The organism is Caballeronia udeis (assembly GCF_001544555.2).
Classification (GTDB): Bacteria; Pseudomonadota; Gammaproteobacteria; order Burkholderiales; family Burkholderiaceae; genus Caballeronia; species Caballeronia udeis.
On sequence record NZ_FCOK02000008.1, the window covers coordinates 14,925 to 35,173 of the forward strand.

The window sequence follows — 20,249 nt, forward strand, 5'->3', positions numbered from 1 at the left end:
CTCCTTCAGGAAAGCTGATGATTGAGCTGGTTTGACAAACGCCCGTACACGGCACGCGCATTGTCCTCATAGATGCGCTGGCGATCGGCCGGCGTGAGCCAGGGGATCGCGTCGATATAGCGGCGGGTATCGTCGTAGTAGTGGCCGGTCTCGGGGTCGATGCCCTGGACCGCGCCGATCGTCTCCGACGCAAACAGGATGTTCTCGACCGGGATCACCTTCGCCAGCAGGTCGGTGCCGGGCTGGTGGTACACGCAGGTATCGAAGAACACGTTCTTGAGCAGATAGTCCTTGAGCAGCGGCCGCTTCATGTCCTGAGCGAGCCCGCGGTAACGCCCCCAGTGGTATGGCACGGCGCCGCCGCCGTGGGGAATGATGAAACGCAAGGCCGGAAAATCGGCGAACAGGTCCGCTGTCAGCAATTGCATGAACGCCGAGGTGTCGCCGTTGATGTAATGCGCGCCGGTCGCATGGAAGTTGGGGTTGCACGACGAGGAAACATGGATCATGGCCGGCACGTCCAGCTCGACCATTGCTTCGTAGAGCGGATACCAGGAGCGGTCGGTCAGCGGCGGCCCGGTCCAGTAACCGCCGGATGGGTCCGGGTTGAGATTGCAGCCTATGAAACCAAGTTGCTCGACACATCGGCGCAACTCGGGAATGCAGTTTTCGGGTGGCACGCCGGGCGCCTGCGGCAACTGGCAGACACCCACGAAGTTGCGCGGAAACATCTGGCACACGCGATGAACCAGGTCATTGCTTTCCTGCGACCAATGCGCGTTGGCATCGGCGCCGGCCAGGTGATGACCCATGCCGGCGGCCCGTGGCGAAAAGATCGTGAGATCCGTGCCGCGCTCCCGTTGAATGCGCAACTGTCCCGATTCAATGCTCTCGCGAATCCGCTCGTCCGTGATGACGGGGCGCGGCGGCGGGGACGTGCCGTCCTTGAGCGCCGCGATCTGGGCGGCGCGCCAGGCTTCATGCTCGCGCGGGGAGGTCGTGTAGTGACCGTGACAATCGATGATCATTGCGGGTTTCCAGATCAAGGTTCAATGAGAGGTTCAATGAAGGTGGCCGGCACGGGAGTCGCCGGCCGGCAGTGCATCCGTCTCGTCCTCCGGAGGCGTGACCCGCATGACCAGCGCAATGACGGTTGCCACCACCAGGAAGGCCGCTATGGTCAGGAGTGCGAGCTTGAAGTTGCCCGTGGCGCTGCGTACCAGCCCGATGCTCCAGGGGCCGACGAGTCCGCCGAACTGCGCGACGGTGTTGATCAGGGCGATCGTCGCGGCGCCGGCGGCGCCGGTCCTGAACGAAGAGGCGAGGCTCCAGAACAGCGGGTTGCCGGCATAGATGAAAAGCCCGGTCACGCACAGGAGCGCATAGGCGATCACCGGATTCGGCGCATAAGCGCTGCCCGCAATGGCGAGCGCGCTCATCCCGTACACGAACGCAAGGTGCTTCTTCCGGTCACCGGTCCGGTCGGAACTGCGGCTGATCAGCAGCGTGCCAAGAACACCCAGGAGCGGCGGGGCGGCGGACAGGAAACCCACTTCGAGGTTGCTCAGGTTGCCCAGGCTCTTGACGATCTGCGGCAACCACAGGAACAGGCCATAAACGCCCACGAGCGCGCAGCCGAACAAGCACGCGAGGCTCCATACGCGGATGTCGCTGGCGACCCGCAGCATCGGGAAATGCTTGTCGGCCCCCAGGGCCTCGCGTTCTTTCGTCAGCGTGGACTCGAGCCACTGCTTTTGCGGGTCGGTCAGCCAGCTGGCGTCAGCGGGGCGCTCGGTCATCAGGCGCAGCGTCAGGAGGCCAAGGAGCATGGCCGGGACCCCTTCCATGATGAACATCCACTGCCATCCCTGCAGGCCTAGCGGTCCATTTGCGTAGGTCATGAGCGCAGTTGAAATCGGGCCGCCGAGCACAGCCGAGAACGAGCCGGCGATGATGTAACCCCCCACGGCACGTGCGCGGTAACGCTGCGGGAACCACTTTGTCAGGTACACGGCCACGCCCGGAAGAAACCCGGCTTCCATCACGCCCAGCAGGAAGCGGAGTACGTAGAAGCTGTATTCGTTGAACACGAAGGCGGTCGCGGCGGCAACGGCTCCCCACGTCAGCAGGATGCGGGCAATCCAGCGCCGCGCGCCAACGCGATGGAGCAGCAGGTTGCTGGGCACTTCGAGAAGCATGTAGCCGACGAAAAAAATGCTGCCGGCGAAGCCGAACACGGCCGGGCTGAAGCCTAGCTGCTTGTTCATGTCGAGCGCGGCAAAACCGATGTTTATCCGGTCAAGATAATTGAAGAACATCATGGCGAAGAGCAACGGCATGAGGCGGCCATAGACTCGCCGCATGGTGGCGCTTTCGATCGGGTCGATCATCAATGTCTCCTGCTGTAGAGCGTCCGTAGGGTCGGGCGTCGTTCTGGTTTGCTGTTGCCAAGGCGATGCTTCGGTGATTCGTGGCTACCCGATAGTTCATGAGCATTGCTAACGGGCGCGATTGGTTGCGTTCAAAATGAAACCAGGCGGGCGAGGAAGTGATGTCCCGGCGGCGAACCGGAAGCCTGCGGTAGTTGGCGTTATCCGAAAACCCTTATTCCGGCGCCGGACAAGCTGGCACGATGCGTACGCTTACGATTTGGCTTCACAGTGACGCCGCATGCCGTAAAAGTGGCGAGCGTCAGGGTGTTTTCGATCACTCATGTTACGAACCGCCGCACCGCGCGTCCAAGACCGTGTTTTTATCCTTTTATAATAATTTTCCTATAGTTCCGGCGTTTCTTGCGGCAAGTCTTTTGCTACGGGTGACAGACACGCAAGAAACGCGTGCAGATGAGGCGAACTGTCGTCAGTGCGAAAGCTCGCCGAAAGTGTCGTGGTCTGCGACGCCAGCGGTCCGCTCAAGCGCCGGTACACCACGTCGGAGCGCCCATGCCGCGCGACCGATTCACCAACGAATGTCACGCCCAGCCCGGCCGCGACCAGTGCGATAGCCGTCTGGATCTCGTAAGCCTGATGCGCGATGTGCGGCGTAATGCCGGCGTTGCGATAAAGCGATTCGACAAAGCGCGAGAACTGCGCATTCGGGTGCTTCGGGTAAAGCACGAGGGGCGTGTCGGCAAGCTGGGTGATGCGAATCTTCTTCTCGCCCGCGAGCCGGTGATCGGGCGGGAGCGCGACCATCAGGCGTTCGCGCAGCAGCGGCAACGTGGTACATCCGGTGATGGGCGGCACCTGCCGGCCAATGCCGATGTGAATGCGCGTGTCATGCAGCGCATCCGCTTGCTCTTCTGTGAGCATTTCGAAGAGCTTCAGCTCGACCTTCGGGTAATCCCGATGAAACGACTTCAGCGCGGGCGGCAACACGCTGTACATCGCGGAGCGGGTGAAGCCGATACCCAGCCAGCCACGCATGCCAAGGCCGATCTCGCGAGTACCGAGCGCGGCCTGATCGAAGGAAGCGAGGATCTGGCGGGCTTCAATACACAGATAGCTGCCGGCCTCCGTGAGTCGCAGCGGCCGGCTGCCCCTGTCTACCAACTGCGTGCCCATGCGTGTTTCGAGCGCGCGGATTTGCTGGCTCAGCGCTGGCTGCGCGACGTGCAGTCGATCCGCCGCACGGCTGAAGTTGAGCTCTTCCGCAAGGACGACGAAGGCCTGCAGGTGTCGGAGGTTCATTGTTGTGTGATTGAAAGAGCGCTAACGGCGAACGCCATGCGTGATGAAAGCAGTATCGGGCGAGACGCTTGAGCATGAGGACCCTGGCTTCAAAAAAACCACCGCCCTAAACCACATTCAGCATGGCCAATGCGGTTTCCTGCAAGTGATGTACTACCCGGTTAATAGCGGCTTCGGTGGTCTCCCTGCCCATCGGCATGTTCGTGCTCAGCGCAGCGACAACCTCGCCATGCCGGTCCTTTACCGGCACGGCAATACCCCGCACGCCCACTTGCAATTGCTGTTCGATGACCGCAAAACCATCGGCCCGGGCTTGCCGGATTTTCTCCCAGAGACGCACCTTGTTCGTCAGGGTATGAGGCGTAAATGGCGTCAGCACGGTCGTGTTCAACCACTCATGAACCGCTTCTTCGTCGGGCTTGTACGCCAGCAGTACAACGCCTGGCGAGGTCAGCGGCGCCGGCACCCGGGCGCCCAGCACGAAGCCCGTGGTCATGACCCGCGAGGTCCCGTTGCGGGCAATGAAAACCAGTTCCCATTTGTCGAGCACGCTGATGTACACCGACTCGTTGAGTGTCGCACTCAGTTGCTGCAGGTACGGCTGGACCAGTTTCGGCAATCGTGCGGAATCGAAATATGACCAGCCAACGCGCAGCACGCGCGGTGTCAGTCCGAACAGCTTGCCATCGCTTTCCACGTAACCAAGGCTCTCCAGCGTCAGCAAATGCCGGCGTGCCGCGGTCCGGGTCATGCCCGTGCGGGTCGCTGCTTGCGTGGGGGTCATGCGGGCGTGCTCGCTGTCGAATGCCTCAAGCACCGCGAGCCCTTTCTCAAGTCCCGCAATCCAGTCGCGCTTGTCCAATGGCGGTCGTTTGGTCATAAGCAATAACCCTCATTCCGGACGATCAGTGGTGGCGTATGAGCGATTATCGCGCACATCCCGGAAACATGGCTTCGTGTTGGCGAGGGCAATCCTTATCCTTGTTTCAGTGGATCAAGGAACGAACGGGGACATCATGAAAACGCCGCTTTATCTCGCGTTCTTCGGTTACCCGGAGCTCGCCCGCTCCGTGCGTTCGGACGATGGCTATCTGCTGGACCTGATCACGCCGGATGCGCTGCGTCGCCGTTCGAACGCATCGGCACGTCCGCAAACCACGGACATTCCGGCTTAGTGCTAACCCCGAAAACGATCGTTAATCGCACATAAGCGGTCGATAATCGTTTTCATTTTCGCGGCAAGCATTGATCGGCTGAAGCCGCAGCCCTATGCTCCACTCACCTCGGCGCACCACGCGCTTTTACCTGCCGGACACGTCCTGCAGCCCAACATCAATACACAACAGAGACAAGGTAATGACTATCGCTATCCAGCCGTCAGACGTCGCTGCAGTCGACCGGGACAAGAGCCGGGCACGCAAGGCGGCGCTTGGCAGTTTTGTCGGCGCAGTGGTCGACTGGTACGACTTCCTGCTGTACGGCATTATTGCCGCGATCGTTTTCAACACGGAGTTCTTCCCGAAAGTCAGTCCTGCCATGGGCACGCTTGCAGCGTTCGGGACCTTCGGCGTGGGCTTCCTGTTTCGACCGCTGGGTGGTTTCGTATTCGGCCACTATGGCGACCGGCTGGGCCGCAAGCGCATGCTTGTGCTGACCGTGATGATGATGGGTCTCTCGACCGCGCTGATCGGTTTGTTGCCTGCGTTTGCATCCATTGGCTGGTGGGCGCCGGTCCTGCTCGTGACCTTGCGTGCCATCCAGGGTTTCGCGGTTGGCGGCGAGTGGGGCGGTGCGGCGCTGATGGCGGTGGAAAGCGCGCCAGGCAAAAAGAAGGCGTTCTACAGCAGCGGCGTGCAGGTCGGTTACGGCGTGGGACTGGTGCTCGCCACCGGCATTGTCTCGATCCTCAGCCAGACCATGGACGACGCGACCTTCAGGACCTGGGGCTGGCGTATCCCGTTCGTGTTCAGCGTCGTGCTGGTCCTGATCGGACTGTGGGTGCGATCGAGCATGGAGGAGTCGCAGGAGTTCGTCAAGAAGGTGATCGAGAAGGGTCCGCGCACCGGGCGTCTCCCGATCCTGGAAGCGTTGCGCCAGCATCCGAAAGCATTCTTGCTGATCATCGCGCTGCGTCTCGCCGAGCTCTTCACGATGTACATCGTCACGGCATTTGCTCTCAGCTATTCAACGACGAACCTCGGCATGCCGCGCCAGTTCTTCCTGAACATCGGCTTGCTCGTGGGGGCGGTCAGCATTGTGACCATCCCGTGTTTCGCCATGCTCGCCGACCGTTTCGGCCGCCGCCGCATCTACATGACCGGCGCGGTCGTCGGCATGCTCAGCGCCATTCCGTTCTTCCTCGCACTCGACGCCCGCTCGACTGTCTGGATCGTGATCTTCTCGGTGATGCTGGCGAACATTGCGCACGACATGGTGGTCAGCGTCCAGCAGCCGATGTTCACCGAACTGTTCGGCACCGAGTACAGATACAGCGGTGCCGGCGTGGGGTATCAGGTGGCGAGCGTGGTCGGCGGCGGTTTTACGCCGTTCATCGCCGTGGCGCTGGTGAGCTTCGCGGGTGGTTCATGGCATCCGGTTGCAGCTTACCTTGCCATCGGCTGCCTGATTTCCGTGCTCGTTGCCGGCGGCATGAAACGGACGTGAGCGCAGGACCGCTCGGTTAGCGGCATGCACGCATACCTCATTCAATGGAACGTAAATCATGACTGATCCCTGCATCATCTCGGTTGCAATCACGGGCTCCGTGCCGCGCAAGAAGGACAATCCGGCGGTGCCCATCTCGATCAGCGAGCAGGTGGAAAGCACCCATGCCGCCTACGAAGCGGGTGCATCGCTCGTGCACTTGCATGTGCGCGACGAGCAGGAAAATTCCAGCTCGGACCGTGCGCGTTTCGAGGCGCTTCAGGACGGCATCCGGCAACATTGCCCGGACATCATCATCCAGTTCTCGACGGGTGGCCGCGGACGCTCTTTCGAGCAACGCGGTGCGATGCTCGATCTGCGCCCGGACATGGCTTCGCTCGCCACCGGGTCGGTCAACTTCCCGACCACGGTCTACGAAAATCCACCCGACTTCGTGCGCTCGCTCGCGAAGTCGATGCTCGATTACGGCGTCAAACCCGAGATAGAAATCTTCGATCTGGCCATGCTCTACAGCACCGTCGATCTGGTCGGGCAGGGGCTGCTGGCGTCACCGGTCCATGTCCAGTTCGTGATGGGTGTGAAGAACGCATTGCCTGCCAAGCGCGAAATCCTCGAGTTTGAAGTCGAGCGGCTGCGCGCCGAGCTGCCCGATGCAACCTGGACGGCGGCGGGCATCGGCCGGCATCAGCTTGAGGTGAACCACTGGACGCTTGAGTTGGGCGGCCATTGCCGTACGGGTCTTGAAGACAACATTCGCTGGGACAAGGACACGCTTGCCACGAGCAACGCGCAACTGGTGAGCCGCGTGGCCGCGCTGTGCGGTGAATACGGACGTCCGGTTGCAACCGCGGCGCAAGCGCGGAAACTGCTGCACTTGCCGGCGCTTTAGTCTTTCGCCGGCTACCGATATAGCTACAGGAATACGGCGGTGCCCGCATACCGGCGGCGTGCCGCCTGTTGAAAGAGAACTTACGATGCTACGTTCAATTGCCACCGTCTCGGTCAGCGGCACGCTGGTCGAGAAGCTCAAGGCGATCAGCCGCGCCGGATTCGACGGCGTCGAGATTTTCGAAAACGACTTGCTCTACTTCGATGGTTCACCTGCCGAGGTCAGGCGCATCTGTGCCGACCTCGGCTTGGCGGTCATGCTGTTCCAGCCCTTCCGCGACTTCGAGGGGGTATCGGCAGAACGCCTCGCGCGCAACCTCGAACGCGCGCGGCGCAAGTTCGAATTGATGCATGAGCTCGGCACGGACCGCGTGCTGGTGTGCAGCAACGCGTCGGCCGATGCCATCGGCGGCGATGCATTGATCGTCGATCAGCTCGGCCAGTTCGCCGAACTCGCCCGCTCGGAAGGCGTGATGGCGGGATACGAAGCGCTCGCGTGGGGGCGGCACGTCAACTCGTACAAACATGCGTGGCGGCTGGTCGACACCCTCGATCATCCGAACCTCGGCTTGATCCTCGACAGCTTCCATACGCTTTCCATCGGCGATTCAGTCGATGAGATTGCCCGCATTCCAGCAGAGCGGATCGCGTTCGTGCAGATCGCGGACGCGCCGAAGATGGCCATGGATGTGCTTGAATGGAGCCGGCATTACCGTTGTTTCCCGGGGCAAGGCGATCTCGACGTGGCCGGTTTTACGCGTCAGGTGCTGGCATCGGGATACGCGGGGCCGCTGTCACTGGAGATATTCAACGACGGTTTTCGCGCGGCGCCGAACGCGGCGACGGCGGTCGACGGTTATCGCTCGCTGCTGTTCCTGGAGGCGCAGTGTGCGGGCGCTTTAACGGCGAGCTCGCATGAGACCTTGTTCCATCCGCCCGCCGCGCCTGCGCACACCGGCTTCCAGTTCCTCGAATTCGCCGTTGATCCGGCGGGTGGTTCCACGCTCGCCCAATGGCTCGAACGACTGGGCTTTCGCGCGGCCGGCCGGCATCGTTCGAAGAATGTCACGCTGTACGCCCAGGGCGACGCGTGCATTCTGCTGAACGGCGAGACCGATTCGTTCGCGAGCGCGTTTCATCAGGCGCACGGCTTGTCGGTCTGCGCGTCGGCGTATCGCGTGGATAACGCCGCGCAAGCCTTCGAGCGGGCAGCCGCGTTCGGCTATGCGCCTTTCTCGGGCAAGGTCGGCCCCAACGAGCGTGTGGTGCCGGGCGTGCAGGCGCCGGACAACAGCTTGCAGTACTTCGTCGACGAAGCGCCGGGCGAGCCCACGCTCTATGAAACCGATTTCAACCTGACCGATACAGCCAAACAGACGCGAGCCGATACCCTGCGCTGTATCGACCATGTGTGCCTGAACCTGCCCGCCGACACGCTGGATACATGGGTCCTTTTTTTCGAGGCGACGTTCGGTTTCGATGCCGAGCCCTCGGTGCTGTTACCGGACCCCTACGGGCTTGTCAGGAGCCGCGCGGTGCGCAGCCGCGACGGTTCCGTGCGGATCGTGCTCAACGCGTCGGCGGACCGGCATACGGCGGTAGTGGAGTCGTTGTCGACCTACCGCGGTTCCGGGCTGAATCACGTTGCGTTCGCGACCGACGACATCTTCGCGGCCGTCGCGGAACTGCGCGAGCGGGGCGTGCCGCTCCTCCACATTCCGGGCAACTACTACGACGATCTCGAGGCGCGCTACGATCTCGACCCGGTCAGGCTCGCACTCATGCGGGAGGGCGGCATCCTGTATGACCGCGACAGCGCGGGCGGAGAATTTTTCCAGGTCTATACCGAGCAGTTCGCCGAGCGGTTTTTCCTGGAGGTCGTGCAACGCAAGGGCGGCTACGACGGTTATGGCGCGGTGAACGCGCCGGTCCGGCTCGCGGCCCATGCCCAGCGACGCCATCAGGAGCATTGAGGGAGACGGTGGTCTGCCGTTGCTTAAGCCCCGGACAGCGCCCGCCGGCATGAGAGGATGCCGGACAGTTTGACGCTTTGATGCCGGAGACGATAATCTGTCTCGGCGTCATCGCGGATGCACGGTCAAGCGGGCTGCGGCGGCTGGCGCACGGGTGTGCAGACGGAGACGGACCGGACTTTCTCAGAGGTGATTTTCGATGACCAACGATGCTTCCCTGCCTGGCGCTGCCTCGGCGCAACCCCTGCAGGACAGCGACAATCCGCTGGGCGTCGCCGGGCTTGAATTCGTGGAATTTTCGAGCCCGGACCCGGCGCGGTTGCGGACGCTTTTCGAGCAACTTGGCTTTACGCAAGTGGCGCGCCATGTCAGCAAGGACGTCACGCTGTTTCGCCAGGGCAGCATGAATTTCCTCATCAATGCCGACGACGATTCGTTTGCGGCGCGGTTCGCGGTCAATCATGGCGTGGGCATCTGCGCGATCGGGCTAAGAGTGTTCGACGCAGCGACCTCGCACGAGCGTGCCGTCGAATTCGGGGCGTGGGATTTCGAAGGTGAGCGTATCGGGCCGAACGAATTGCTGATACCCGCGATCCAGGGGATCGGCGACTCGCATATCTATTTTGTGGACCATTGGGAAGGCAGGCAGGAGCCGAGTGAAAAGGCGCGGTCGATCTACGATATCGATTTCGCGTGGTTTGACCCGCAGGAAACGCATGCGGCGCTGCATTCCAACGACGCGGGTTTAAGCAAGGTCGACCATTTAACGCAGACGGTTGGCGCGGGGCGGCTGGCGGACTGGCTCGAGTTTTACCTGCAGGTTCTTCATTTCAAGGAGATCCATGCGGTGCATCCGGACTGGAAGGTGGCGCAGGATCTGCCGGTCATTGTGTCGCCTTGCCAGACGTTGAGCATTCCCGTTTATGAGGAAGGGACTTACCGCACGAGTTTGATGCAGGACTATCTGCCCGATCACACGGGCGAGGGCGTCCAGCATATTGCGCTGGAGGCGAAGGATATCTTTGCGTCGGTGGATATCCTGCGGTCGCGGGGGATTCGTTTCGTGCAGCCCCCTGCAAGGTATTACGAGCAACTCGATGAACGTCTTCCCGGGCATGGGCTGGACGTTGACGCGTTGCGTTCGAGGGGCATTCTGGTAGATGGGACGATTGCCGCAGACGGAACCGCGCGGCTCTTCCTGCAGACCTTTGTTCAGCGCGATAGTGGCGACATGTTTTTCGAAATTGTCGAGAGGCGTGGCCACCACGGGTTTGGGGAAGGGAACTTGATTGCTCTCGGCAAGGCGCGTGAGGCTTAGGGACAGGCTTTCGTTCACGAACGAAATTTCCCTCTCGTTGCCCTGATCAACTCAAGCACCGCGTGCAATATCGGCGAACTATCTTCCCGCCGATACAAACAGCTCAGTTTCAATATTGCGTAGCTGCTTCGACTCGAGCGGTCGATAAACCACCCCAGGCAAAACCGTTGACCTGGACGAGCGTTTGCGCAGGACTTTGGCGGCGGCAAGACAGGCCGTTCAAGGCTAAGGCAAAAGGCGGTTCCCGCCCTAGTGCAAACCCCAATAATGCGCGATTAGCGAACGCCTGCGTCCGATAATCGATTTCTTTCAAGCGCAAGACATTGCCCCGGATCACACATGACTTTATTGTGTCCATGTGCTGATCCAACACCTCAAGCGCGGCGGATTCAGCCAGTACCGCGCCTCATTTGTTGCTGAACACATTCCTTTTGAACCAGAACTTTCCAACCGTCATGACCGAGTAGCGGAATAGGTTAGGAAAGCTGAATAATGCCTGCAGCATTGATCCCAACCAAGAGAATTGAAGGAGGAGACGTAGATGAAGCAATCCAGACAAGCGGGAGCCGCGGTCGTCATTACGGTGGCAATGGTCACGTCCGCGCATGCGCAAAGCAGCGTGACGCTGTACGGCATTGTCGATAATTCGCTGACTTACCAAAGCAGCCAGACGACCCTGGGTTCCACCAAGGGCGGAAGCTCCAACATCAAGATGTCGTCGGGTGTGTGGGCGGGCAGCCGCTTCGGCCTGAAGGGCGCCGAGGACCTTGGTGGCGGCACCAAGACGATCTTCCAGCTCGAGTCGGGTTTTAACAGCACCAGCGGCGCACAGCAATACACCAACGCCGAATTCGGCCGGCTGGCATTCGTGGGGGTAACAAACCCCACGTACGGAACGTTCACGGCGGGCCGCCAGTACACGTCCTACTATTCGCTGCTTTCGCCCTATAGCCCGACCACCTGGCTGACCGGTTTCTACGGCGCGCATCCGGGCGACCTCGATGAACTCGACACCATCTATCGCGCGAATAACTCGCTGGTCTATACGTCGCCCAGGTTCTATGGATTCACGTTCAGCGGCTCGTATTCGTTCGCGGGCGTGCCGGGCAGCGTGAACCAGGGTTCGACATGGAGCGGCGCGGTCCAGTACGTCAACGGCCCATTCGGGATCGCGGCGGGTATCACGCGCATCAACAACTCAACTCCGGGCGGCGGCGCTTACGGCACGGATTCGACCACGAATTCGGCGGGGCAGTCGGGCGTGTCGGCGGTGACGAACGGCTACCAGACGGCGCAGGCGCAGCAGCGGTTCGCGATCGGCACGGGTTATGCGTTCAACAGTGCGTGGGACGTGTCGGCCACCTATTCGAACGTTCAGTACATCCCCGGCATTCACTCGCTGTTCCGCGACACCGCAATCTTCAACACGGCCGGCGCCGTGCTTCACTGGCATGCGTCAACCGCGCTCGACCTGGCGACCGGCTACAGCTACACCCGTGCGACGAAAGCGAACGGCATCGACAGCGTCGCTCAATATCACCAGTTCAACCTGTCCGAGTATTACTCGCTGTCAAAACGAACCGGCCTGTATGCACTGCAGGCGTTCCAGCGCGCGAAGGGCAAGACGCTGGGGACGCCGGGCGCATCCAGCGTCATCAATGCGACGGCTACGTTGGGCGATGGTTTCCAGTCGGCGCCTTCTTCGTCGCCAAGCCAGTTCGCGGCAGGCGTGGGCATTATTCACCGGTTCTGATGACCGGGCTCGGTGTTCGCCATGTGCATTGGCGGTGCGGGAGAATACCCGGGCCGGCAGCGGCATAATCCGTTGCCGGCGGTGGTTATACATTAGGATCGCCACTCCAATAACATCGCTCGCGAACCCCATTCGCAAGGCGGGAATATCATCACTTTGAGTCAGGAGACGCTTCATGCAAGACGTTCATCAATCCCCTGCGGTGCATGCCGGCGCGGCGACCCGCACACGCTCACGTACGCGGTTCGTGATCCTCGCGCTGCTCGCGGTGGGCACCATGATCAACTACCTGGACCGCACGGTCCTGGGTATTGCGGCACCGACCATGACGAAGGAACTCGGTATAGACGCGGCCGTGATGGGGGTGGTCTTCTCGGCGTTCTCATGGACCTACGCGCTTGCCCAGATTCCGGGTGGCATCTTCCTCGACCGCTTCGGGAGCAAGGTCACTTACTTCCTCGCATTGACGTTCTGGTCGCTCTTTACGCTGTTGCAAGGATTCGCTGTCGGCCTCAAGTCATTGCTGCTGTTTCGCTTTGGCCTGGGCATCAGTGAAGCGCCGTGTTTTCCGGTCAACAGCCGCGTGGTCGCCACGTGGTTTCCGCAACAGGAACGCGCCCGGGCGACCGGGATCTATACGGTGGGCGAATACCTCGGCCTCGCGTGTTTCGCGCCGGCGCTGTTCTGGATCATGGGGAGCTTCGGCTGGCGTGCGTTGTTTGTAGCGGTCGGCGTTCTGGGCATCACGTTCGGGATTGTGTGGTGGCTCTTTTATCGCGAGCCGCATGACTCGAAGACCGTCAACCAGGCGGAGCTCGACTACATTGCCGCAGGCGGCGGACTCGAGCCGCCCGGCGGCCAGCAGACGCTGGCGTTCTCCTGGAGCAACGTCGGCCAGTTGCTCAAGCGCCGACAGATCGCGGGGGCATGCCTCGGCCAGTTCGCGGGCAATACCACGCTGGTCTTTTTCCTGACGTGGTTCCCGACCTATCTTGCAACAGAGCGCCACATGGGCTGGCTCAAGGTGGGTTTCTTCGCCGTGATGCCGTTCCTCGCGGCAGCGGTCGGCGTGATGTTCGGCGGCTGGGTGTCCGACCTTCTGCTCAAGCGAACCGGCTCGGCCAACATTGCACGCAAGCTGCCGATCATCGTTGGCTTGCTGGGAGCGTCCACCATCATCTCGGCGAACTTCGTCAGCAGCGACGCAATGGTTATCACGATCCTCTCGATCGCGTTTTTTGGCCAGGGCATGGTCGGGCTCGGCTGGACGCTGATCTCGGACATCGCGCCGAAGAACCTGATGGGCCTGACCGGCGGCATCTTCAACTTTTGCGCGAACCTTGCGGGCATTGTGACGCCGCTGGTGATCGGCGTGATCGTGGCGAAGACCGGCTCGTTCTTTTACGCGCTGGCTTATGTCGGGGCGGCCGCGCTGGTCGGTGCGCTGTCCTATGTGTTCATTGTCGGCGATGTCCGCCGTGTGGAATTGGCCGACTAATTGGCCAACTAACTGGCTGCTTGGTTGGCAAACCAACTGGCGGACTGAGCGCCGAATTTCTTGAGACTTGCAGCCATGATTAGCGGAAAAACCACCCTGATTGCCCACCTCGGTTATCCGACGGAGGGATTCAAAGCGCCCATGATCTACAACCCCTGGTTCGAGCAGAACGGCATCGACGCAGTGGTGATGCCGATGGGCGTAAAGGCGGAAGACTATCCGGGCGTGCTGCGATCCCTGTTCCGGCTGACCAACATTCGCGGTGCGCTGGTGACCATGCCGCACAAGGTCACGACTACGAGCCTTGTCGATGAACTGACGCCCACGGCTCGCATTGCCGGCGCGTGCAACGCAATTCTCCTGCGTCCGGACGGCACGCTGCTCGGCGATCAGTTCGACGGCGCGGGGTTCACGCGAGGCGTTGAACGCAAGGGCCGGCCACTGAAAGGCGCGCGTGCGTTTGTTCTCGGCAGTGGCGGCGTGGGCTCGGCTATTGCGGCATCGCTTGCTGCAGCGGGCGTGGCGGGCCTGGCCCTCTTCGATACCAACACCGCGGCAGTCGAAGCCCTCGCCGACCGCTTGCGCAAGCACTATTCGCAGTTGGTGGTGACCACAGGTTCCAAAGATCCGGCGGGCTACGACGTGGTCGTCAATGCAACGCCGCTCGGAATGAACGAGGGTGATCCCCTGCCGTTCGACATCGACCGCATTTCGCCCAGCACGTTTGTTGGCGAAGTCGTCATGAAATCCGAATACACGCCGCTGCTGCGCGCAGCCAGGGAGAAGGGCTGCACAGTGCAGGTCGGCACCGACATGCTCTTCGAAATGATTCCGGCCTACCTGGAGTTCTTCGGCTTCGGCACCGCCACGCCCGAGCAACTGCGCGCGGTCTCGCAGATCAAATATTGATGAGGTGACGTCATGAAGAAGGTGCTTGTTCTCAACGGACCCAACCTGAACCTGCTAGGTCAGCGCGAACCCGCGCAGTATGGGTCCGACACGCTCGCCACGGTCGAAGCGCTTTGCAAGGAAGCCGGTGAACGGCTCGGCGTCGAAGTTGAGTGCCGGCAGTCGAATCACGAGGGTGTGCTGATCGACTGGATCCATGAGGCGGGCCGCGAAATGGCAGCGGGCAACATGCATGGGGTCGTGATGAACCCCGGCGCCTTCACGCACACGTCGATCGCGCTGCACGACGCCATCAAGGGTGCGAGCGTCACGTTGATCGAGCTGCATATTTCCAACGTCCACGCGCGAGAGTCGTTTCGTCACCACTCGTACATTTCGCCCGCAGCGCGCGGGATCATCGTCGGTCTGGGCATCAAGGGTTATGCCCTTGCCATCGATGCGTTGGTGCAGGTTTCGCAGGTCAAGTAAGCGGGATTGATGCAAGGCCGCTGCCGCCGGGTTGTTCCGCCTTGTTCGTCCTGCGGCCCGGGCTAGTCTTCCAGGCGGCGTGCGTGGAAATCCGCCTTCAGGCGCCACGTCTGTCCCTGATCCTGCGATTCTTCACCCATCCACCGGAATGAAACGGGGGTGATTTCCCTGAAGCTCCAGCGTACGGCGTTACCGGCGCTGTCGTGCCCGTCCTGCACTATATCGGTACCGGAAAGACGGCCCAGCTGCCGCGAGTAATATTGGCGGAGCGGGTCGCTCCAGATGATGTGCCACGCGTCCAGAGCGGGGTCGTAGACGCGCAGGGTGGTGCCGTGGAAGACCCCGGGAAGGACCCATACGTCCTGGATCGCACGTCCTTCCAGCACCCAGCCGAAATGGATGTCGCCGTGTCCGGTGTGCGGTTCGCCGCCGTCGTCATAGACAACGGTTTCCATTTCCCAGCGGCCGATCAACCAGCCGTAGAGTTTCATTTTGTCAGCCCGGTCGGCCGCAGGCTCATTGGTATGAAGAGCGGCAATCAAGTGTTGCGATGTCGGCATGGCGAGAACTCCGTGAACGGCAGGATTTCCTATCCTGGCGAATAGCAGGTCACCCGTCTTGGGGAATATTGCTATATCTTTGCTTATGGCTTCAATCCCTCATCTCCTTGCATCAGGCACCGGATGGCGCGTCCAGGACGTCGTCTGCACCGCCGGTCCGCACGACCGGCCTTTTGAAGAGCAGCACGCGTCCCTGTGTATCGCGGCTGTGACGTCGGGTACGTTCCGTTACCGTTCAACGCAGGGATCGGCCACGCTTGCGCCCGGCGCAGTGTTGCTTGGCAATGAACATCATTGTTACGAATGCAGCCACGAGCACAGCGCCGGGGACCGCTGCGTTGCGTTTCATTTCGAAGCTGAATTCTTCGAGCAAATAATTGTTGCAGTGCCGGGTGCGCGACGTGTTTCCTTTGATATCCCCAATCTGCCGCCGCTGCCCGCGTTGATACCCATTGTTGCTGCGGCGCAAGCCGCGCGTGACAACGGGGACCTTGCGGCGCTTGAGGAGCTGGCGTTATGCATGGCAGCCACGGTCTCGGCCGCGTTAGTGGACGCCAAGCGGCCCACGCGCCTGCCGACCGCTCGCGACGAACTACGGGTGGCCGCAGCCTTGCGCCGGATCGAGCAGGAGTCGCACCAGCCACTTCTGCTTGCAGATCTCGCCCGTGACGCGGCGGCCAGTCCTTATCATTTTCTGCGGCTCTTCCTGCAGGTCGTGGGCGTGACCCCGCACCAGTACCTGATGCGCACGCGATTGCACGAGGCTGCCGTGCGTCTACGCCAATCCAGCGAAAGCATCCTGAGCGTCGCGCTGGAAACGGGCTTCAACGACGTGTCCACATTCAATGGCCATTTCAAGCGAATCATGGGCATGAGCCCGAGCGTGTATCGCCGGTTGAATGGCCATGGCGAGCCGCATTCGCGGGACGCCTGAAGGTGATTTTTTCTCGGCTTGGATCACATTCGTAAAGCATAGACATACTAAGCATTGGTGAAAACAGTCCTCGAAAAATTGCCGCTGTCGGGTAAAACATGTGGAGATCAATCGCAGTTTCTTCGACCATCATCAAACTGAGCAACCATCACCACTCCGCCGCGCGGACCCATTCTGTGCCTGCTTCAGTAAGAAAAATGAAAGTTCGATGCAGCTTCAAAACGACCGCTTCGCATCAGCGGCACTCCCCATTGCCATGTGTTTTTTTCTGTGAAAGACTTCGTTCATCTGCTGTGCCGGACATAATTCCGGTATACCGGACAACCGATCTAACTTGCTTTATCCAATGCCGCCGCGTGTTCATGCGAGGCAGGGGTAGTCCGCAACATCGTTTTATGCAGGCCCATGTGCCGGCATGGTGAGGGCGTCTAATCCAGGGTCTTCTCTGGCCGCCGCCGTTTGTCCCTGAACCGACATTTTCACTTTCAAGGCTGAGACCCAAATGAGACTTGTCAAGATAAGCGCACGTATCGCCTGTTTATTCGCGGTGGCCGGTCTGTTGACGCTCGCCGGTTGTACGAAGGTCGCCACGCCGGCTCAGGACGGATCGGCGGAGTCCACGCTGAAAACAGTCCTGCAGCGCGGCACGCTGCGCGTGGGCGACTGTCTGAGCTTCGCGCCCTTCGGCTTTTATAACAAGGACGGTGCGGCCGACGGTTACGACGTCGACCTCGCGAAAGAGCTGGCGAAGCAAATGGGCGTGAAGCTGGAAGTCGTTAATACAACGAGCGCCAACCGTATTCCGAACCTGCAGACCAGCAAGGTCGACGTGGTGTTCTGCAACTTCACGCGCAACCTGGAACGGGCCAAGGAAATCGCTTTCACCAATCCCTACGTCGTGGCCAGCGAGGCGCTGCTCGTGAAGAAGAGCAGCGGCATCAAGTCGATCAAGGACATGTCCAATCGCACGATCGCCACCGTCAAAGGATCCACGAATGGCGACGAAGTCCGCGCGCTGAACATGCAGGTGAAGATCCAGGAATTCGACAGTTCGCAGGCCGCCATCCTCGCAGTCAAGCAAGGCCAGGCCGATGCCATGATTGAAGACAACAACTTCCTCGCGTATCAGGCTTCGCTTGATCCCGAGCTGACCGTGACCGACGAAGCGCTCGTTCCGTTGGAATACAACGCCTTTGGCGTGAAGGCGGGCGATCAGGTCTGGCTCGACTACCTGAACCTGTTCCTGTTCCAGGTCAACGCGTCGAAGCTGAACGCGCAGCTCTACAAGAAATGGTTCGGCGCCGATCCGCGTTTCCCACTGAACCCGCAGTACTGAAGCGTGAACTGAAGCGTGAACGCCGCATGCATTGCGCAAGCCTTACGACGGAGGAGCAATGAGCTATCAATGGGTGACCCTGTCGGGCTATCTGAACGATTTTGTCCGGGCGGCGTGGCTGACGCTCCAGGTCACGTTGCTGGCCTTCGTCGTCGCGATGCTGCTCGGCTTGCTGGCCGCACTGGCCAGTACATCACGCGTCGTGGTGCTGCGGGCGATATCGAGTTGTTATATCGAGGTGATCCGCAACACGCCGGTGCTGCTGCAGATCTTCATTGTTTTCTTTGGCCTGCCGTCAATGGGCATCACGCTCGATGCGTATACGGCCGGGGTCATCGCGCTAGGTGTGAACGTGGGTGCGTACTTGGCCGAAGTGTTCCGGGCGGGCATTCAGTCCGTGCCGCGCGGTCAGCTGGAAGCGGCTTCCATTCTCGGCCTGGAGCGTTCGCAGATCTTCGTTGAGGTGGTCATGCCGCAGGCCGCACGTGCCGTTTATCCCGCGATCGTGAACAACCTGATCCAGCTTCTGCTCGGAACGTCGCTGCTGTCGGCTATCGCATTGCCGGAGCTGACCGGCATGGCGACGGTGATCAACTCGCGCACGTTGCTGTATATCCAGACCTTCACCATCACGTTGATTGCCTATCTTGTGCTGAGCAACTGCCTGTCGTGGGTCGCCGGGATGATCGGGGCGCGGCTGTTTCATCCGCCGCTCGTGCTGGCAAAACGCGCACGCCGGCCATTGCTCATCAGGCGCCGTGTGAGCCCTGGAACAGGAGAGTGACCATGACAAGCGACCTGTTGATGTCGAGCCTTCCCATCCTGCTGCAGGGCCTGCTCACCACGCTCATTCTCTCCGCAGCGGCAATTGTTGGCGGCACGCTCGTGGGGCTGCTGGCGGCCGTGTTGCGCAGCTTCGGGCCCTGGGGGACGCCGCGGCTCGCGCGGCTCTATACCGAGCTGTTTCGCGGCACGCCTGTGCTGATCACGCTGATGTTCATCTATTTCGGCGTGTCTTACTTCGGTTATGCCATCGATGTATTCGCAGCCGGCGTGATCGGGCTCAGCGTGTATCAGGGCGCCTATATTGCGGAGATCTTCCGCTCGGGGATCGAGTCGGTCCAGAAGGGGCAGTGGGAAGTCTCGCAGATCCTCGGACTGAGCAAGACGCAGGCGTTCTTCTCGGTGATCCTGCCGCAGACCGGAAAGATCGTGCTGCCGCCGTTGATCGGCCAGTACCTGTCCCTCATCAAGGACACGTCGATCGTCAGCATGATCGGCATGTCCGAGCTGATGCATCAGGGCCAGGCGATTGTCGACCGGATCGGCAAGCCGGTGGAAATCTATGGCCTGGTCGCCGTGCTGTATTTCATTGTCTGCTTTCCCCTGTCGCGGTGGGTGCGCCGCCATGATCGAAGAAGGAGCCTGTTGTCATGAACACCGCCATCGCGTCCGAATCCATTATCAAACCTATCATCAACTTAAGCGGTGTCACGAAGTCGTTCGGCACGACCCAGGTGCTCAAGCAGATCAACCTCGACGTGCGCCAGGGCGAAGTGCTCGTGCTGATAGGCGCCTCCGGTTCAGGCAAGAGCACCGTGTTGCGAATCATGAGCGGTCTTGAAACCGCTGACGCCGGCGAGGTCTGGGTCAACGAAGTGCCGCTCCACGACGCGCGCCGCGCACGCGAAATTCGTGGTCACGTAGGCATGGTGTTCCAGCAGTTCAACCTGTTCCCGCACAAGAACGCGCTGGGCAATGTTTCACTGGCCTTGATCAAGGCACGCAAGATGAATCCGGCGGACGCCCGCAAGCGGGCGATGGACGCACTGGATCGCGTAGGTTTGGCTGATCGCGCCGATCACTATCCGAGCCAGTTGTCGGGCGGCCAGCAGCAGCGGGTAGCGATCGCACGCGCGCTGGCCGTGGAGCCGGGCATCATGTTCTTCGATGAAGCCACATCCGCGCTCGATCCGGAACTGGTCGGCGAAGTCACCGAGGTCATGCGCGGCCTTGCACGCGACGGCATGACCATGGTGGTCGTCACGCATGAAATGGGCTTCGCGCGTAAAACGGCGGACCGCGTGGTCTTCATGGACAAGGGCGTGATTGCCGAGCAGGGCGCGCCCGAGCAGATCTTCGTAAATCCGCAGAACGAGCGCACGCAGCAGTTCCTGCACCGGGTACTTGACCATTGAGTACGACCGGTATGCAGCGGTGGTTCGCAGCCGCTCATGCGCTAGACTCGCGTCAGTCAAA

General features: G+C 61.0%; 19 protein-coding genes. 14 read left to right on the forward strand and 5 right to left on the reverse strand.

Going from position 1 to position 20,249, the window contains the following annotated elements:
* Positions 1-5: 5 nt before the first annotated feature.
* The 4 genes from AWB69_RS08120 to AWB69_RS08135 form a co-directional block, all read right to left on the reverse strand.
* Positions 6-1,028 (reverse strand): amidohydrolase family protein, encoded by a 1,023-nt coding sequence (locus AWB69_RS08120; RefSeq protein WP_062084133.1) that lies wholly within the window; start codon positions 1,026-1,028, stop codon positions 6-8.
* 33 nt (positions 1,029-1,061) lie between these two features.
* Positions 1,062-2,390: an MFS transporter gene (locus AWB69_RS08125; RefSeq protein ID WP_062084136.1), complete on the reverse strand. Its 1,329-nt coding sequence runs from the start codon at positions 2,388-2,390 to the stop codon at positions 1,062-1,064.
* 384 nt (positions 2,391-2,774) lie between these two features.
* Positions 2,775-3,689 (reverse strand): LysR family transcriptional regulator, encoded by a 915-nt coding sequence (locus AWB69_RS08130; RefSeq protein WP_062084139.1) that lies wholly within the window; start codon positions 3,687-3,689, stop codon positions 2,775-2,777.
* A gap of 106 nt (positions 3,690-3,795) precedes the next feature.
* On the reverse strand, positions 3,796-4,569 hold the full coding sequence (locus AWB69_RS08135; RefSeq protein WP_062084141.1) for an IclR family transcriptional regulator domain-containing protein: 774 nt from the start codon (positions 4,567-4,569) through the stop codon (positions 3,796-3,798).
* Positions 4,570-4,705: 136 nt separating this feature from the next.
* Between AWB69_RS08135 and AWB69_RS47530 the strand changes: the two genes are divergently transcribed.
* The 9 genes from AWB69_RS47530 (at position 4,706) to aroQ (ending at position 15,160) form a co-directional block, all read left to right on the forward strand.
* Positions 4,706-4,864 carry a hypothetical protein gene (locus tag AWB69_RS47530; RefSeq protein WP_156528775.1) on the forward strand — a complete coding sequence of 53 codons (159 nt, stop codon included), beginning with the start codon at positions 4,706-4,708 and terminating at the stop codon, positions 4,862-4,864.
* Positions 4,865-5,045: 181 nt separating this feature from the next.
* Complete coding sequence (gene shiA, locus AWB69_RS08140) at positions 5,046-6,353, forward strand: shikimate transporter (protein ID WP_062084143.1); 1,308 nt, start codon at positions 5,046-5,048, stop codon at positions 6,351-6,353.
* A gap of 58 nt (positions 6,354-6,411) precedes the next feature.
* On the forward strand, positions 6,412-7,242 hold the full coding sequence (locus tag AWB69_RS08145) for a BKACE family enzyme (protein WP_062084145.1): 831 nt from the start codon (positions 6,412-6,414) through the stop codon (positions 7,240-7,242).
* Positions 7,243-7,327: 85 nt separating this feature from the next.
* On the forward strand, positions 7,328-9,214 hold the full coding sequence (locus AWB69_RS08150; RefSeq protein ID WP_062084147.1) for a bifunctional sugar phosphate isomerase/epimerase/4-hydroxyphenylpyruvate dioxygenase family protein: 1,887 nt from the start codon (positions 7,328-7,330) through the stop codon (positions 9,212-9,214).
* Between the two features lie 199 nt (positions 9,215-9,413).
* Entirely contained in the window at positions 9,414-10,532 is a 1,119-nt protein-coding gene (locus AWB69_RS08155; protein WP_062084149.1) for a 4-hydroxyphenylpyruvate dioxygenase family protein, read from the forward strand.
* Between the two features lie 541 nt (positions 10,533-11,073).
* Positions 11,074-12,285, forward strand: a complete 1,212-nt coding sequence (locus AWB69_RS08160) for a porin (protein ID WP_062084151.1) — start codon at positions 11,074-11,076, stop codon at positions 12,283-12,285.
* A gap of 175 nt (positions 12,286-12,460) precedes the next feature.
* The gene (locus tag AWB69_RS08165) at positions 12,461-13,783 is read left to right on the forward strand and encodes an MFS transporter (RefSeq protein ID WP_062084153.1); all 1,323 of its coding nucleotides are present in this window, start codon (positions 12,461-12,463) and stop codon (positions 13,781-13,783) included.
* A gap of 75 nt (positions 13,784-13,858) precedes the next feature.
* On the forward strand, positions 13,859-14,692 hold the full coding sequence (locus AWB69_RS08170) for a shikimate dehydrogenase family protein (protein WP_062084155.1): 834 nt from the start codon (positions 13,859-13,861) through the stop codon (positions 14,690-14,692).
* Positions 14,693-14,704: 12 nt separating this feature from the next.
* On the forward strand, positions 14,705-15,160 hold the full coding sequence (aroQ, locus tag AWB69_RS08175; protein WP_062084157.1) for a type II 3-dehydroquinate dehydratase: 456 nt from the start codon (positions 14,705-14,707) through the stop codon (positions 15,158-15,160).
* Positions 15,161-15,222: 62 nt separating this feature from the next.
* Here aroQ and AWB69_RS08180 read toward each other — a convergent pair whose 3' ends face one another.
* Positions 15,223-15,720 carry a hypothetical protein gene (locus AWB69_RS08180; protein ID WP_062084160.1) on the reverse strand — a complete coding sequence of 166 codons (498 nt, stop codon included), beginning with the start codon at positions 15,718-15,720 and terminating at the stop codon, positions 15,223-15,225.
* 85 nt (positions 15,721-15,805) lie between these two features.
* On the opposite strand from AWB69_RS08180, the gene AWB69_RS08185 reads away from it, so the two are divergent.
* The 5 genes from AWB69_RS08185 to AWB69_RS08205 all read left to right on the forward strand — a co-directional run bounded on the left by AWB69_RS08185 (position 15,806) and on the right by AWB69_RS08205 (position 20,188).
* Complete coding sequence (locus AWB69_RS08185) at positions 15,806-16,654, forward strand: helix-turn-helix transcriptional regulator (RefSeq protein WP_062084162.1); 849 nt, start codon at positions 15,806-15,808, stop codon at positions 16,652-16,654.
* A gap of 502 nt (positions 16,655-17,156) precedes the next feature.
* On the forward strand, positions 17,157-17,990 hold the full coding sequence (locus AWB69_RS08190) for an ABC transporter substrate-binding protein (RefSeq protein WP_062084164.1): 834 nt from the start codon (positions 17,157-17,159) through the stop codon (positions 17,988-17,990).
* A 58-nt stretch (positions 17,991-18,048) separates the two neighbouring features.
* Entirely contained in the window at positions 18,049-18,774 is a 726-nt protein-coding gene (locus AWB69_RS08195) for an amino acid ABC transporter permease (protein ID WP_062084166.1), read from the forward strand.
* 2 nt (positions 18,775-18,776) lie between these two features.
* A complete protein-coding gene (locus tag AWB69_RS08200) occupies positions 18,777-19,427 on the forward strand; it encodes an amino acid ABC transporter permease (protein WP_062084169.1) in 651 nt (216 codons plus the stop codon).
* Positions 19,424-20,188, forward strand: a complete 765-nt coding sequence (locus AWB69_RS08205; RefSeq protein ID WP_062084171.1) for an amino acid ABC transporter ATP-binding protein — start codon at positions 19,424-19,426, stop codon at positions 20,186-20,188. Before AWB69_RS08200 ends, AWB69_RS08205 begins: the two co-directional genes overlap by 4 nt.
* Positions 20,189-20,249 lie beyond the last annotated feature (61 nt).